The organism is Actinotalea solisilvae, from assembly GCF_016464425.1.
GTDB classification, from domain to species: Bacteria; Actinomycetota; Actinomycetes; order Actinomycetales; family Cellulomonadaceae; genus Actinotalea; species Actinotalea solisilvae.
The window spans coordinates 68,536-82,858 of the sequence record NZ_JADDKQ010000020.1 but is presented as its reverse complement, the minus strand read 5'-3'; the positions used below and the strand labels follow the sequence as shown (position 1 = coordinate 82,858).

The following is a 14,323-nucleotide window of genomic DNA, read 5'->3' as shown; positions in this document are numbered from 1 at the left end:
CCGTGGCCCTGCGGCCACCACCCGTCGCGCCCCCGACGCCCAACCTCGTCCTGCTCTCCCGGGGAGGCTAGGGGCCACCCGGGCGTGTCCCCAAAGCGCGGGACCTGGGTCCTGTGGGCAACCGTGTGGAGGGCCTGTGGACGGTGCGCCGCGCGCTTGTGCACAGGCCGGGGACAACACTGTGGATACCGTGGGAACCGCGGTGGGAACCGCCGCTGAGCACCACCTTCTCCGTGCACCGACTGTGGACAGGAACTCGTTGGCCGATCGTTCACCTGATGGACACGACGTCCCGAGCCCTGGTCGCGGTGACCGCTCCGTGGACCGCCAGGTCCTCGCCCTCGCCCTGCCCGCGCTCGGCGCGCTCGTCGCCGAGCCGCTGTTCGTCCTCGTGGACTCCGCCGTCGTCGGCGTGCTCGGCACGCCCCAGCTCGCGGGCCTCGCGCTCGCGGGCACCGTCCTGACGACGCTCGTGGGCCTCTGCGTCTTCCTCGCCTACACGACCACCGCCGACGTCGCCCGGAACCTCGGGGCGGGACGGCGCGCGCACGGGCTGCGCCTGGGCGTCGAGGGCCTGTGGCTGGGCGCCGGGATCGGCGCCCTCCTGGCGCTCGCGCTGGTCGTGGCGGCGCCCGCGCTCGTCGCCGCGCTGGGCGCGCCGCCCGACGTCGTGCCGCACGCCGTCGCGTACCTCCGCTGGTCCGCGCCCGGCCTGCCCGGGATGCTCGTGGTCCTCGCCGCGACCGGCGTGCTGCGCGGGATGCTGGACACCCGCACGCCGCTCGTGGTCGCCGCCGCGGGCGCGGTGCTCAACGCCGTGCTCTCGGTGGCGCTCGTGCTGGTCGTCGGCATGGGGGTCGCCGGGTCTGGGCTCGGGACGGCCGTCGCGCAGACCGCGATGGGCCTCACGCTCGCCGGCGTCGTCGCGCGCGGTGCGCGGCGTGAGGGCGTCGCGCTGGCGCCGAGCGCGGCCGGCCTCGGCGCCGGCCTGCGCTCGGGCGCGCCGCTCGTCGTCCGGACGGTCTCGCTGCGCGCGGCGATCCTCCTCGCCGCGTGGGTGGCCGCGGGTCTGGGCACGGTGACGCTCGCCGGCCACCAGGTGGTCGCCGCGCTCTGGGGCCTCGCCGCCTTCGCGCTCGACGCGCTGGCGATCGCCGCGCAGGCGCTCGTCGGCCAGGCGCTCGGCGCGGGCGACGTCGGCCGGACGCGCCACGTCCTGCGGCGCACGCTCCAGTGGGGCGTGGGGGCGGGTGCGGCGCTCGGCGTCGTGCTGGGCGCGGCCGGGTGGTGGATCGCGCCGCTGTTCACGCGCGACGCCGACGTGCGGTCCGCGGTCGCTGTCGCGCTGGTCGTCGTCGCGGTGACGCTGCCCATGGCGGGCTGGGTCTTCGTGCTCGACGGCGTGCTCATCGGCGCGGGCGACGGCCGGTACCTCGCCGTCGTCGGCCTCGTGACGCTCGCGGTGTACGCGCCCGCGGCGCTCGCGGTGCGCGTCCTCGCTCCCGACGGCGCCGGCGCGCTCGCGTGGTCGTGGGTCGCGTTCGCCGGCCTGTTCATGGCGGCACGCGCGGTGACGACCGGGCTCCGCGCCCGTGGGACGCGGTGGATGCGCACGGGGGCGTAGGCGCCGGCCGCACGCGGCGGGAGACCGGCCTGACGGGTGTCGGTGGGCGCGCCTACCGTGGCGTGATGGACACCATCACCCTGCTCCGACCGGACGGGCTCGTCTCCAGCCCCGCCTTCAGCCACGTCGCCGTCGTCCCGCCGGGCGCGACGACCATCCACGTGGGCGGCCAGAACGCCGTCGACGCGACCGGCGCCCTCGTCGGCGGCGACGACGTCGCCGCGCAGACGCGCCGGGTCATGGAGAACGTCGCCACCGCCCTCGCCGCCGCGGGCGCGACGCTCGCCGACGTCGTCAGCTGGACGATCCTCTTCGCGCAGGGCGTCGACGTGGGCGCGGCGTACGCGGCTGCGGCACCGTCGCTCGCGCGCGAGGGGGCGCCGCCGCTCGTCACGGCGGCCGTCGTCTCCGGACTCGCCGTGCCGGGCGCCCTCGTCGAGGCGAGCGCCGTCGCCGCGGTCGTGCGCTGAGCCGGCGTCGTGCCGTCGTGCGCCGGGCCGCCGTCGTGCGAGGGGACGCAGCGAGGCCCGGCCCCACGCGGGGGACCGGGCCTCGAGGTGGTGCTGCGGCGGGTCAGGCCTGCGGGACGACCCGCACGTCGATCTGCGCCGACACGTCGTCGTGCAGGCGGACCTGCACCGTGTAGGAGCCGACCGACTTGATCGGCTGACCGATCTCGACCTTGCGCTTGTCGATCGTCGGGCCGCCCGCGGCCGCGACAGCCTCGGCGATGTGCGTCGTGGTGACCGCGCCGAACAGACGGCCGGACTCGCCGGCCTTGACCGCGACGGTCACCGGGTTCGAGCGCAGGCGGTCGGCGACGGCCTTCGCCTCGTCGAGCGAGGCGATCTCGCGCGCCTTGCGGGCCTTGCGGATGCCGGCGATCTGCTTCTCGGCGCCCTTGGACCAGCCGGTCGCCAGGCCGCGGGGGAGGAGGAAGTTGCGGGCGTACCCGTCCTTCACGTCGACCACGTCACCGGGGGCGCCGAGGCCGGTCACCTCGTGCGTCAGGATGAGCTTTGCCATGGGTCAGCCTCTCTCAGCGAGCCGAGCTCGAGTACGGCAGCAGGGCCATCTCGCGCGCGTTCTTGACGGCCCGCGCGATCGCGCGCTGCTCCTGGACGGACACGCCGGTCACGCGGCGGGCACGGATCTTCCCGCGGTCGGAGATGAACTTCCGCAGCAGGGCCGTGTCCTTGTAGTCGACGACGTCGATCTTGGCTGCCTTGAGCGGGTTGGTCTTCTTCTTGGGCTTGCGGACGACGGGCTTCGCCATCGTGGTGCTCCTTCAGCTGTGGAGCCCGGATCCGCCTGGCCGTGAGGCCGCGCGACCCGGGATGGGGTAGGTCTGGGGTGTCAGAACGGGGGCTCGTCCGAGAACGAGCCGCCGGCCGACGGTGCGGGCGTGGCCCACGGGTCGTTGTCGAACCCGCCGCCGCCCTGGGAGGAACCGCCGCTCGACTGGCCGCCGCCACCGCCGAAGCCGCCGCCGCCGCCACCCGAGCGCTGGGCGCGGGTGACCTTGGCCGACGCGCGACGCAGCGACGGGCCGATCTCGTCGACCTGGAGCTCGACCACCGTGCGCTTCTCGCCCTCACGGGTCTCGTACGAGCGCTGGACGAGCCGGCCCTGGGCGATCACGGCCGTGCCCTTGGTGAGCGACTCCGCGACGTTCTCCGCGGCCTCGCGCCAGATCGAGCAGCGCAGGAACAGCGTGTCGCCGTCCTTCCACTCGTTCGTCTGGCGGTCGAACTGCCGGGGCGTCGACGCGATCGTGAAGTTCGCGACGGCGGCCCCCGACGGGGTGAAGCGCAGCTCCGGGTCCCCGGTGAGGTTCCCGACCACCGTGATGACGGTGTCTCCAGCCATGCCAGCTCCCTGTCTCGGTGCGATCGGTGCGGTGGGTCGTGCGGCGGTGCGTCCGCCGCGAGCGCGGCGGGGTGGTGCGATCAGCCGTGGGCGACGGCGCCGGGCGAGGTGCCCGGCGGTGCTCAGCGAGCGTCGGGGCGCAGGACCTTGGTGCGCAGGACGGCCTCGTTGAGGCCGAGCTGGCGGTCGAGCTCCTTGGCGGTGGCCGGCTCCGCGGTGAAGTCGACGACGGCGTAGATGCCCTCGGCCTTCTTCGCGATCTCGTAGGCCAGGCGACGCCGGCCCCAGATGTCGACCTTGTCGATCGTCCCACCGGCCGTGGTGACCACGGACAGGTACTTGTCGAGGGACGGGGCGACGGTGCGCTCCTCGATGTCGGGATCGAGGATGACCATCATCTCGTAACGACGCATGCGGTTACCCACCTCCTGTGGACTCAGCGGTCACGGTCTCTCCGTGACAGGAGGGTTGTGCGTCAGCGCCCGGGCGGTCGCGGTGATGGCACCGTGCAGCTCCGGGCAGCAACCCCCCATGCTACCGGGTGCCCGGAGGGCGCCCGACCACGCTGTGGACGGGCGCCCTCCGGCGAGCTTCTCCCTCGGGGCCGGGCCCCAGGGGCTCAGCCCTCGGGAGCCGGGGGCAGGCCGGGCCCGACGCCGCCGATCCCGCCGGTCCCGTCGCCCCCGCCACCGCCGCCCGCGCCACCGCCGGGCGCGGCCGGCGGTCCGGTCGACACCACGATCGTCACGGTCGAGCCGGGTGCGGCCTGGCCGCCGCCGCCCGGGCTCTGGCTGATCACCAGGCCGGCGGCCACCGTCGCGCTCTCGGCCTGCTGGACCGCGACGCCGAAGCCGGCGCCCTGGAGCGCGGCCTGCGCGGCGCCGCCGTCCTGCCCGACGACGTTCGGCACGGCCGCCGTGCCCGGGCCGCCCGAGACGACGATCGTCACCGTGCTGCCCTGCTCGGCCTCGGCGCCCCCGCCGGGGCTCTGGCTGACGACGGCGCCCACAGGCACCGACGGGTCGTTCGCGGTGGTCGCCTCGACGCCGAACCCGGCGGCCTCGAGCGCGCTGCGCGCCTGGGGCTCGGCCTGGCCCACGACCGAGGGGACCGCGACGAGCGGCGGCGTGTTCGGCTCGCCGACGTCGGCCCGTTCGGGGAACTCCACGACCTCGCGCTCGGCCATCGCGTTCGTCATGTAGGTGGTCCACAGGTCGAGCGGCACCGAGCCGCCGGTGATCTGGCCGTACCCGCCGAAGGTCGCGATGTCCTCCTGCCCGCCGTCGGGGCCCACCTGGTAGAGGGCGACCGCCGTCGTGAGCTGCGGCGTGAAGCCGATGAACCACGCCGACTTGTTCGAGGTCGACGTGCCGGTCTTGCCGGCGACGGGGTGGCCCACGGCCTGCGCCTTCTTCCCGGTGCCGTCCTCGTCCTCGACGACCTGGCTCATCGCGTAGGTGACGTCCGCCATGATCTCGGGCGCGACGACCTGCTCGCCCGCGCTCGAGCCGACGTACGCCTCGCTGCCGTCGGGGTGGAGCACCTGCCGGACGATGAACGGCTCGTACCGCATGCCCTGGGCGGCGATCGTGTTGTACGCCTGCGCCATGTCGATCGGCCGGACGGTCGTCACGCCGAGCGTGTTGGACGGCACCTCCTCGACGCCGTCGGGCAGCCCGAGGGCCTCCGCCACGCGCGCCGTCTCGGGCGGGCCGATCTCGACGTTCATCTGCGCGTAGACCGTGTTGACGGACTGCGCCGTCGCCTCGACGAGGTCGATCTTGCCGAAGTCGGCGTTGCCGAAGTTGTTGACCGGGTCGTCGAAGCCGGGGATCTCCATGTCGTCCGGCCCGACGTACCGGGACTTCAGCGAGCCGCCGCCCTCGAGGTACGCGGTGAGGGTGAACGGCTTGAAGGTCGAGCCGGCCTGGGCCGAGTCCTGCATCACCTGGTTGCGCGCCTGGGTCAGGTAGTCGGGCCCGCCGTACAGGGCCATGATCGAGCCGTCCTGCGGGTTGAGCGACACCATGGCGGTGCGGAGGTTGGGCGCGTGGTCCGGCGGGAGCGTCGCGACCGTGTCGATCATCATGCGCTCGAGGCCGTAGTCGATGGTCGTGATGATGCGGTAGCCGTTCATCCGCAGCTCGTCGTCGGTCACGGCGCCCGAGTCGAGGAGCTCGGTGCGGACCATGTCGAGCAGGTAGCCCTGCGGGCCCGCGAACGTGTCGGTCGGCGAGTACTCGACCGTCTGCGGGAAGACGAGCGCGTCCCGCTCGGCCTGCGTCAGCGCGCCGGTCGTCACCATGCCGTCGACGACGTACTCCCAGCGCTGCTCGGCCTTCTCCGCGTCGAAGCGCGGGTCCCAGTTGTTGGGCGAGGGGATGATCCCGGCGATGAGCGCGGCCTGGGCGACGTCGAGCTGCGCGGCGGGGACGCCGAAGTACGCCTTCGCGGCCTCCTCGATGCCGTAGGAGTCGCGCCCGAAGTAGATGGTGTTGAGGTAGTTGGCGAGGATCTCGTCCTTGTCCTGCGCGCGGTCGAGCTTGATCGCGAGCAGCGCCTCCTTGAGCTTGCCGCGGTAGTCCTTGACCGTGTCCTCGAAGTAGTAGCGCTCGGCGTACTGCTGCGTGATCGAGGAGCCACCCTGCTGGTCGCCGCCCCGCAGGTTGTTCCAGAGCGCACGGACGATGCCGGCCGGGTTGATGCCCGGGTTCTCGTAGAAGCTGCGGTCCTCCGCGGCGACGACGGCGGCCTTGACGTGCTCGGGGATGGTGTCGCCCTCGATGATCGTGCGGTTCTGCTCCGCGAACTCGCCCATCGGCGTCGAGCCGTCGGAGTAGTACACGACGGTCGTCTGGGCGTCCGCGAAGTCGTTGGGCTCCGGGATCTCCGTCGTCGTGTAGAGGTAGACGAAGCCGCCGACGACGAGCGCTGCGACCGTGAGGAACGTCCCGAGCACCAGGCGCCACGAGGGCAGCCAGCGGCGCACGCCCTTCTTGCCGTGACGCGGGTAGTCCACCAGCCCGCGTCGGCGCGGCGCCGCGGCACGGCTCGCAGCCGCCGTCGTGCCGGCGGCGGCGCGCGTGCGTGGCGCGGCGGCCGGGGTGGCTCCCGTCGACCCGAAGGCGCTGCGGCGGGTGGGGCCGCCCTGGCCGGACGGGCGCGACGAGCCGCGCGAGGGGGGAGTGCTGGCCGGTGCCACGCTGTGCCTTCCGGTCGAGGACGCTTCGGGTGGTGCGGTGCTGCGGACGCGCGGGTGCGGTGCGGGCCGCACGTGCAGGCCGCAACGGGGGGCGCTGCGGTTGCCCAGGGTAGGCAACCGCCGCTCCCGGGGCCCGTCCAGTATGGGCGCGGGGTCGTGGAGCCCGTGTGCGCACGTGTGCGCGGTCTGCGGACATCCGGCGTCGACCAGCGGCCTGGGCGCCCTGCGGCGCGGCGCCGCGTGACGCGCGTCACATCACCGGGCGTTTGCCTCCCCGACACCTCGCGACCTACAGTCCCGATGTATCAGTTCGATACATCCACCCGTTCCATCGGAGCCGACGTCGGCTCGGGGACGGGCGGCGGGCAGGCGAGGGGAGGTCCACGTGCGCGGTCGTTCCGACGTGCTCGAGCTGGCCATCCTCGGTCTGCTCCAGGAGACGCCCATGCACGGGTACGAGCTGCGCAAGCGGCTCAACCTGCTGCTCGGCTCGTTCCGCGCCCTGTCGTACGGGTCGCTGTACCCGTGCCTCAAGGGACTCGTCGAGCGCGGTCTCATCGTGGGGACGGACGCGTCGCAGACGCCGCCGCCGCACGCGCTGAGCGGCAAGCGCGCCCGGATCGTCTACGAGCTCACGGCCGACGGCAAGGAGCACCTCGCGCAGATCCTCGCGAGCTCCGGCCCGACGACGTGGGAGGACGAGCACTTCGACGTGCGGTTCGCGTTCTTCGCGCAGACCGACGCCGAGACCCGCCTGCGCATCCTCGAGGGACGCCGCACGCGGCTCACCGAGCGGCTGGAGAACGTCCGCCAGTCCGCCGTGCGCACGCGTGAGCGCCTCGACGAGTACACGCTCGAGCTCCAGCGCCACGGCCTGGAGCAGGTCGAGCGCGAGGTCCGGTGGCTGGACGGGCTGATCGACAACGAGCGCGGCACCCGCCGCGGCACGACCGAGGGGGACGGCCGTCCGGCCGGACCCGACACCGCCGACGGCGCCCCGGCGCCCCGGCACTGAGAGAGAACCGAGGAGCGAGATGAGTTCGATCCGCGTCGCCATCGTGGGCGTCGGCAACTGCGCCGCGTCGCTGGTGCAGGGCGTCCACTTCTACGCGGACGCCGACCCCGAGGCCAGGGTCCCGGGCCTGATGCACGTGAAGTTCGGCCCGTACCACGTGTCTGACATCGAGTTCGTGGCGGCGTTCGACGTCGACGCGAAGAAGGTCGGCTTCGACCTCTCCGAGGCCATCGGCGCCAGCGAGAACAACACCATCAAGATCGCCGACGTCCCGCCGCTCGGCGTGACGGTCCAGCGCGGCCACACCCTCGACGGCCTGGGCAAGTACTACTCCCAGACGATCGAGGAGTCGGACGCGGAGCCGGTCGACATCGTCGCCCAGCTGCGCGAGACCCGCGCCGACGTCCTCATCTGCTACCTGCCCGTCGGCTCGGAGGACGCGGCGAAGTTCTACGCGCAGTGCGCCATCGACGCGGGCGTGGCCTTCGTCAACGCCCTGCCCGTCTTCATCGCGTCGGACCCGGAGTGGGCCGCCAAGTTCGAGGCCGCCGGCGTCCCGATCGTCGGCGACGACATCAAGTCGCAGGTCGGCGCGACGATCACGCACCGCGTGCTCGCCAAGCTCTTCGAGGACCGCGGCGTCGTGCTGGACCGCACGTACCAGCTCAACGTCGGCGGCAACATGGACTTCAAGAACATGCTCGAGCGCGAGCGCCTGGAGTCCAAGAAGCTCTCCAAGACGCAGGCCGTCACCTCCAACATCGACGAGGGCCCCCTCGCCGGCAAGAAGGAGGACCGCAACGTCCACATCGGTCCGTCGGACTACGTGGCGTGGCTCGACGACCGCAAGTGGGCCTACGTCCGCCTCGAGGGCCGCGCGTTCGGCGAGGTGCCCCTGAACCTCGAGTACAAGCTCGAGGTGTGGGACTCGCCGAACTCGGCCGGCATCATCATCGACGCCCTCCGCGCGGCGAAGATCGCCAAGGACCGCGGCGTCGGCGGCCCGATCATCTCGGCCTCGACGTACTTCATGAAGTCGCCGCCGGTCCAGATGGAGGACACGAAGGGCCGGGCGCAGCTCGAGGCCTTCATCGCGGGCGACGCCGAGCGCTGAGCCGCACGAAGCGAAGGTCGAGGGCCCGGGCACGCATGTCGCCCGGGCCTTCGCCGTACCTGAACCCCCGAGACCGATCGCGGAGGGTTCGGCACACATGGTGACCCGAAGCCTCCGCGACGGGCTCCGGGCGGGTGGCGGCCGGGGGTCAGAAGGCCGGGGTGGGTTCTGCCACCGCGACGCGGTCGCGGCCCGAGCGCTTGGCCGTGTAGAGCGCCGCGTCGGCGGCCTCGAGCATGTCGGAGGCCTCCAGCATGTCGGGCGTGCGCTGGGCGAGGCCGATCGACGCCGTGACGCGCGCGGCGACCTCCGGCACGACGACGTCGGCGATGGCCGCGCGCACGCGCTCGGCGATCGGCCCGGCGTGGGCCGCGTCGGTCTCGCGCAGCAGGACGACGAGCTCCTCGCCGCCGAAGCGGTAGGCCGTGTCCGTCGAGCGCAGGCCCCGCGCGAGCGCCTCGGCCACCGCGTGCAGCACGGCGTCGCCCGCGAGGTGGCCGTGCTCGTCGTTGAGGCGCTTGAAGTGGTCGAGGTCCACCATGAGCACGCTCAGCGGGCGGTCGTAGCGGCAGGAACGCTCCCACTCGACCGCGAGGTCACCCTCGAGCCGACGGCGGTTCGGCAGCTGGGTGAGGGCGTCGTGGTCCGCCTGCTCGCGCGCGGTGCTGTGCAGGCGCGCGGACTCGAGCGCCGCCGCCGCGGTCGAGAGCAGCGCCTCGAGCACGTCGACCGAGTCGGCGTCGGCCTCGGCGACCTCGCCGGCGACGTGCAGCACGCCGACGACGCGACCGCCGAGCAGCAAGGGGTGTGCCCGGCCGCCGTCGGCGAGGACCCAGCGCGCGTCCGCCGCGCACGTCGCGACCGCCTCGGGCACCGGGACGTCCCCGGGCGGGACGACGCCGTGCTCGTCGGTGCTGCGGCTCGCGGCGCGCAGGACGCCGTCGTCGGAGCGGACCCACAGGGCGGTCGGCGCCTCGAGGAGCGCCGCGGCCGCGGACGCGACGGACTCGGCGACGTAGCGCACGCTCGTGCTGCCCGAGACCTCGCGCGCGATCATGACGACGCTCGCGAGCCGGTCGGCCAGGAGCTCGAGCCGCTCCTCCCGGGCGGCGGCGAGCTCGCCCGCGTAGCGCAGGTCCGCGGCCAGGTGACCGAGCGCCTCGCCCATCGCGTCGAGCTCCGACAGGCCGGTGCGCGGCGCGCGCGCGTCGAGGTCGCCGCCGCGCAGCGCGTCGATCGTGGTGAGCACCTCGGCGACCGGCTGGACGACGGCCCGGACCAGGCGGCGCCGGCGGCGCGCGGCGAAGGCCCCCGCACCGGCGACCGTGAGCACCGCCGCGGCCATGCTCACCACGAGCGCGAGGCGCTGCGCGTCCAGCGCGCGGTCGCGCTCCGCGACGATGGTCCCCGTCGTCGCGTCGTAGGACGCGCGGTACGCGTCGAACAGCGTCTTGCCCTCGAGCAGCACCGAGACCGTCGCGCCCGTGGTGAGGCTGGAGAGCCGGGTGCGCCCGAGGACGACGTCGTCCGCCCAGACCTGCCACGCCTCGCGTGCGCTCACGGTCCGGTCGACGCGCGGGCCCAGCGTCGCGTCCTCGCGGGTCGCGGCGACCAGGCTGCGGCTCGTGAGCAGGACGGAGGCGTGACCGTCGAGGTACGGCTCGAGGAAGGTCTCCTCGTCCGTCGCGACCCAGCCGCGCAGGCCGGTCTCCTGGTCGAGCATCGCCTCGTGCATGAGGCGCGCGTCGCGCGCGAGGTTCGTGTAGCGCACCACGGCGGGCTCGGTCACGAGCAGCAGGTAGAGCGACGAGAGCACGGACACGGCGAGCATCGCGGCGAGCGCGGTGAGGAGCGCGACGTGGCTGCGGCGCAGCTCGCTCACGATCCCGCTCGGGCCCGCCTCCCGGCGCGCGCGCGTTCCATGGTCACCTCTCACGGGAGTCGGATCGGCCGACCACGTGCGCCTTCAAGGAAATCGGCGGGTGACGTGGCCGATACCCTGCCCGTGTGAGCGTGCTCGGTGACCTGCGCGTCGTCGCGGTCCACCCGGGCTTCCGACGGCTGTTCGCCGTCCGCCTCGTGTCCCAGACCGGCGACGGCATGTTCCAGGTCGGGCTCGCGACGCTCTTCTTCTTCGCCCCCGAGCGGATGACGACGGCGTCCGGGGTGGCCACCGCGTTCGCGGTGCTCCTCCTGCCGTTCACCGTCGTCGGGCCGTGGGCCGGTGTGCTGCTCGACCGGTGGCGGCGCCGGCAGGTGCTCCTCGTCGGGAACGCGGTGCGCGTCGTGCTCACGCTCGTGCTCGCCGGCCTGCTCGTCGGCGTCGGCGTCGGGCCCGCGGTCTACGTGCTCACGCTGGTCACGCTCTCGGTCAACCGCTTCCTGCTGTCCGCCCTCTCGGCGGGGCTGCCGCGCGTCGTCCCGCGCGACCAGCTGCTCATGGCGAACTCCATCACGCCGACGCTCGGGGCGGCCGCCGCCGGCGTGGGCGGCGCGCTCGGCCTCGTGGGCGGGGTCGTCGCGCCCGAGGGCCCGGCGCACGACGCGGTCGTCCTCGTCGGCGCCGCGCTCCTGTTCGCCGCGGCCTCGGCCCTCGCGCTGCGCCTCGGGCCGGACCAGCTGGGCCCGACGCACCGGGCGGGCGGCACCGAGATGCTCGCACGGCTGCGCGAGGTCGCCGCCGGCCTCGGCGCGGGCGCGCGGCACCTCCTCGCCCGCCGCACCCCCGCCATGGCGCTGGGCGTCATGACCGCGCACCGGTTCGTCTACGGCGTGACGTTCATCGCGAGCATCCTCATCGCGCGGAACCTCCTCGCCGACCCCCGGGACAGCGCGGCCGGGCTGCAGGCGTTCGGGCTCGTGCTCGCCGCGACCGCGATCGGGTTCGCCGCGGCCGTCGTGCTCACCCCGGTCGCCCACGAGCGCGTCGAGCCCGAGCGGTGGATCGTCCTGTGCCTCGGCGTCGGCGCGGCGAGCCAGGTGCTGCTCGCGGTCACCGTGGAGCGCACCGCCGTCCTCGTGGGCGCCGCGCTGCTCGGCCTCGCCGCGCAGGGCACCAAGATCGCCGTCGACACGATCGTCCAGCGCGACACCGACGACGACTTCCGCGGGCGCGCCTTCGCGCTCTACGACGTGCTGTACAACGCGGCCTTCGTCGGCGCGGCCGCTCTCGCCGCCGCCGTGCTGCCCGACACGGGGTGGTCGCGGCCCGCCTTCCTCGCCCTGGCCGTGGCGTACGTCCTCACGGCTGCCGCGCTGCACGCGGGCGTCGCGCGCCTCGGCGGGCCCCGGCGTCGCACCGACGACCGTGCGACGCCGCTCGCCTAGAATCGGCGTGTGCCTGACGTGACCGTCTCCGGGCCGGCGTCGGGCGAGGCCCTGCCGGCTCCCGTGGCCATCCCGATCGTCGCCGGACCGTCGGGCGGTCACCACGCCCCCACGACGGTCGCCGAGGTCCTCAACGACCGCCCCGCGGCGACGCTCCTGGTGGACCTCGACGCCGGGACCGTCGTGTTCGCCAACCTCCTCGCGACCGAGCTCGCGCCGGGCCTGCACCTGCCCGTCCCGCTCGCCGAGTGGTCGCGCGCGGCGGGCCTGCACAGCGCCGACGGGGTCCCGCTCGAGGAGGGCCTGCGGACGCTCGGCACGGTCGCGGGCGGGACGCCCGCGCGCGGCATCGAGATCAGCGCGGAGCGCGCGTCGGACACGTCGGCGCCGCGGGAGGCGCTCTGGGTGGTCGGCGTGCCGCTGGTCGACGCGCCCGCGCCGCTCGCGCGCCGGGCCCTCGTGATCCTGCTCCCGCTCCGCGAGGGTCCCGAGGTCCACGCGCTCCAGGAGCTCGGCGACGACCTCCACGCGCGCGCCGCCATCGCGAGCGACCTCTCCTTCACCATCTCCGACCCGCACCAGCCCGACGACCCGCTGATCTGGGTCAACCCCGCCTTCGAGCGCGTGACCGGCTACAGCGCGGCCGACGTCCTGGGCACCAACTGCCGCTTCCTCCAGGGCCCGGACACCGACCCGGCCGTCGTCGACCGCATCCGCGAGGCGCTCCGCAGCGGCACGACCATCGCCGACACCCTCCTCAACTACCGCAAGGACGGCACGCCGTTCTGGAACCAGGTGGTCATCAGCCCCGTCGTCGACGCCGACGGCAACGTGACGCACCACGTCGGCATCCAGGCCGACGTCACCGAGCGCGTGCACGCCCAGCTCGCGCGCGAGGCGGCCCTCGACGAGGTGCGCGTCGCGAGCGGCCGGCTCCAGCTCCTGGCGGAGGTGAGCCAGGAGCTCGCGCAGCACCTCGACTACACCGCCGCGGTCCGCGCGCTCGCGGAGATCACCGTACCCCGCCTCGCGACGTGGGGCTTCGTCGCCGTGACCAACGACCGCGGGCAGTTCGACCGCCTGCACATCGTCTCGCGCGAGCCCGAGCACGCGGACGACGCCGCCGCGCTCGAGCACGAGGACGTCGGCTGGCTCACGCGGTCCCGCGTCGTCCGGCGGGCGCTGCGCAGCGACGCGACGCACGTCGCCGCGCCGTTCCCCGTCGACATCGCCTCGCTCCCGGGCCGCACGACCCCGACCCAGCTCGCCCTGCTCGAGCGCCTGGGCCTGGGCTCCGCCATGGTCGTGCCGCTCCGCGCGCGCGACCGCGTGCTCGGCGTCCTCACGCTCGTCGACGCGGCGACCGACGGCTTCACCCAGGAGCAGGTCATCACGGCCGCGCACATCGGCCACCGTGCGGGCCTCGGCCTCGACAACGTGCGCCTCTACCAGCGCGAGCAGGACGCCGCCCTCACGCTCCAGCGCAGCCTCCTCCCCGCGCTGCCGGACGTGCCGGGGCTCGACGTCGCCGCGGCGTACGTACCCGCGATGCACCGGTCGCAGGTGGGCGGGGACTGGTTCGACGTCCTCCCGCTGCCCGACGGCGCCGTGGGCCTCGCCGTGGGCGACGTCGTCGGGCACGACCTGCGGGCTGCGGCGTCCATGGGCCAGCTGCGGTCCGTGCTCCGCTCCTACGCCTGGTCCGGCGAGGACGCGGGCAGCGTCGTCGCGCGCCTCGACGAGCTCGTCCAGGGCCTCGGCATGGCCGACGTCGCGACGTGCGTGTACCTGCGCCTCGAGGGCAGCACCCTGCGCTACAGCCGCGCGGGGCACCCGCCGCCGTTCCTGCGCGCCGCCGACGGCACGGTCGTGGCGCTCGACGGCGCGCTCACGACGCCCGTCGGGGTCGCGACGATCGCGCCGGAGCCGGTCGAGGCCGTCGTCGAGCTCGAGCCGGGCGCCGTGCTCGTGGTCTACACGGACGGGCTGGTCGAGCGGCGCGACCGTGCGCTGCGCCAGGGCCTCGACGACCTGAGGGCGACGCTCGAGACGCTCCCGGACGGCCTCGACGCCCAGGGCGTGTGCGACCACCTCGTCGACGTGCTCACCGGGAACGCGCAGGAGGACGACGTCTGCGTCCTGGTCGTCCGCCGCACCACCGCCTGACCCGGC

General features: G+C 74.3%; 12 protein-coding genes. 6 read left to right on the top strand and 6 right to left on the bottom strand.

The annotated features are described in order from the left end of the window. Window positions 1-319: 319 nt before the first annotated feature. Together JIG38_RS15655 and JIG38_RS15650 are read left to right on the top strand one after the other, a co-directional pair. Window positions 320-1,624: an MATE family efflux transporter gene (locus JIG38_RS15655; protein ID WP_307844973.1), complete on the top strand. Its 1,305-nt coding sequence runs from the start codon at window positions 320-322 to the stop codon at window positions 1,622-1,624. A gap of 65 nt (window positions 1,625-1,689) precedes the next feature. Then, window positions 1,690-2,094 carry a Rid family hydrolase gene (locus JIG38_RS15650; protein WP_199424748.1) on the top strand — a complete coding sequence of 135 codons (405 nt, stop codon included), beginning with the start codon at window positions 1,690-1,692 and terminating at the stop codon, window positions 2,092-2,094. 103 nt (window positions 2,095-2,197) lie between these two features. Here JIG38_RS15650 and rplI read toward each other — a convergent pair whose 3' ends face one another. The 5 genes from rplI to JIG38_RS15625 form a co-directional block, all read right to left on the bottom strand. Beyond that, window positions 2,198-2,650 (bottom strand): 50S ribosomal protein L9, encoded by a 453-nt coding sequence (rplI, locus tag JIG38_RS15645; RefSeq protein WP_199424747.1) that lies wholly within the window; start codon window positions 2,648-2,650, stop codon window positions 2,198-2,200. 13 nt (window positions 2,651-2,663) lie between these two features. Further along, window positions 2,664-2,900 (bottom strand): 30S ribosomal protein S18, encoded by a 237-nt coding sequence (gene rpsR / locus JIG38_RS15640; RefSeq protein WP_034221340.1) that lies wholly within the window; start codon window positions 2,898-2,900, stop codon window positions 2,664-2,666. Window positions 2,901-2,980: 80 nt separating this feature from the next. After that, window positions 2,981-3,493, bottom strand: a complete 513-nt coding sequence (locus JIG38_RS15635; RefSeq protein WP_199424746.1) for a single-stranded DNA-binding protein — start codon at window positions 3,491-3,493, stop codon at window positions 2,981-2,983. Window positions 3,494-3,615: 122 nt separating this feature from the next. Next, a complete protein-coding gene (gene rpsF, locus JIG38_RS15630; protein ID WP_199424745.1) occupies window positions 3,616-3,906 on the bottom strand; it encodes a 30S ribosomal protein S6 in 291 nt (96 codons plus the stop codon). Window positions 3,907-4,112: 206 nt separating this feature from the next. Further along, window positions 4,113-6,512, bottom strand: coding sequence for a transglycosylase domain-containing protein (locus JIG38_RS15625; protein ID WP_199424744.1), 2,400 nt, complete (start codon window positions 6,510-6,512; stop codon window positions 4,113-4,115). A gap of 568 nt (window positions 6,513-7,080) precedes the next feature. Here JIG38_RS15625 and JIG38_RS15620 point away from each other — a divergent pair. Together JIG38_RS15620 and JIG38_RS15615 are read left to right on the top strand one after the other, a co-directional pair. Then, complete coding sequence (locus tag JIG38_RS15620; protein WP_199424743.1) at window positions 7,081-7,710, top strand: PadR family transcriptional regulator; 630 nt, start codon at window positions 7,081-7,083, stop codon at window positions 7,708-7,710. Between the two features lie 19 nt (window positions 7,711-7,729). Next, window positions 7,730-8,824 (top strand): inositol-3-phosphate synthase, encoded by a 1,095-nt coding sequence (locus JIG38_RS15615; RefSeq protein ID WP_199424742.1) that lies wholly within the window; start codon window positions 7,730-7,732, stop codon window positions 8,822-8,824. A 148-nt stretch (window positions 8,825-8,972) separates the two neighbouring features. Here the strand turns inward: JIG38_RS15615 and JIG38_RS15610 are convergent, their stop codons facing one another. Further along, the gene (locus tag JIG38_RS15610; RefSeq protein WP_199424741.1) at window positions 8,973-10,706 is read right to left on the bottom strand and encodes a sensor domain-containing diguanylate cyclase; all 1,734 of its coding nucleotides are present in this window, start codon (window positions 10,704-10,706) and stop codon (window positions 8,973-8,975) included. Window positions 10,707-10,831: 125 nt separating this feature from the next. On the opposite strand from JIG38_RS15610, the gene JIG38_RS15605 reads away from it, so the two are divergent. Beyond that, window positions 10,832-12,151: an MFS transporter gene (locus tag JIG38_RS15605; protein WP_307844972.1), complete on the top strand. Its 1,320-nt coding sequence runs from the start codon at window positions 10,832-10,834 to the stop codon at window positions 12,149-12,151. A 9-nt stretch (window positions 12,152-12,160) separates the two neighbouring features. Beyond that, complete coding sequence (locus JIG38_RS15600) at window positions 12,161-14,317, top strand: SpoIIE family protein phosphatase (RefSeq protein WP_307844971.1); 2,157 nt, start codon at window positions 12,161-12,163, stop codon at window positions 14,315-14,317. Window positions 14,318-14,323 lie beyond the last annotated feature (6 nt).

Excerpts from the sequence above, each read along its gene's own strand:
- JIG38_RS15635 (WP_199424746.1), bottom strand. The coding sequence starts at position 3,493 with ATGGCTGGAGACACCGTCATCACGGTGGTCGGGAACCTCACCGGGGAC.
- JIG38_RS15650 (WP_199424748.1), top strand. The coding sequence starts at position 1,690 with ATGGACACCATCACCCTGCTCCGACCGGACGGGCTCGTCTCCAGCCCC.
- rpsR (WP_034221340.1), bottom strand. The coding sequence starts at position 2,900 with ATGGCGAAGCCCGTCGTCCGCAAGCCCAAGAAGAAGACCAACCCGCTC.
- rpsF (WP_199424745.1), bottom strand. The coding sequence starts at position 3,906 with ATGCGTCGTTACGAGATGATGGTCATCCTCGATCCCGACATCGAGGAG.
- rplI (WP_199424747.1), bottom strand. The coding sequence starts at position 2,650 with ATGGCAAAGCTCATCCTGACGCACGAGGTGACCGGCCTCGGCGCCCCC.
- JIG38_RS15615 (WP_199424742.1), top strand. The coding sequence starts at position 7,730 with ATGAGTTCGATCCGCGTCGCCATCGTGGGCGTCGGCAACTGCGCCGCG.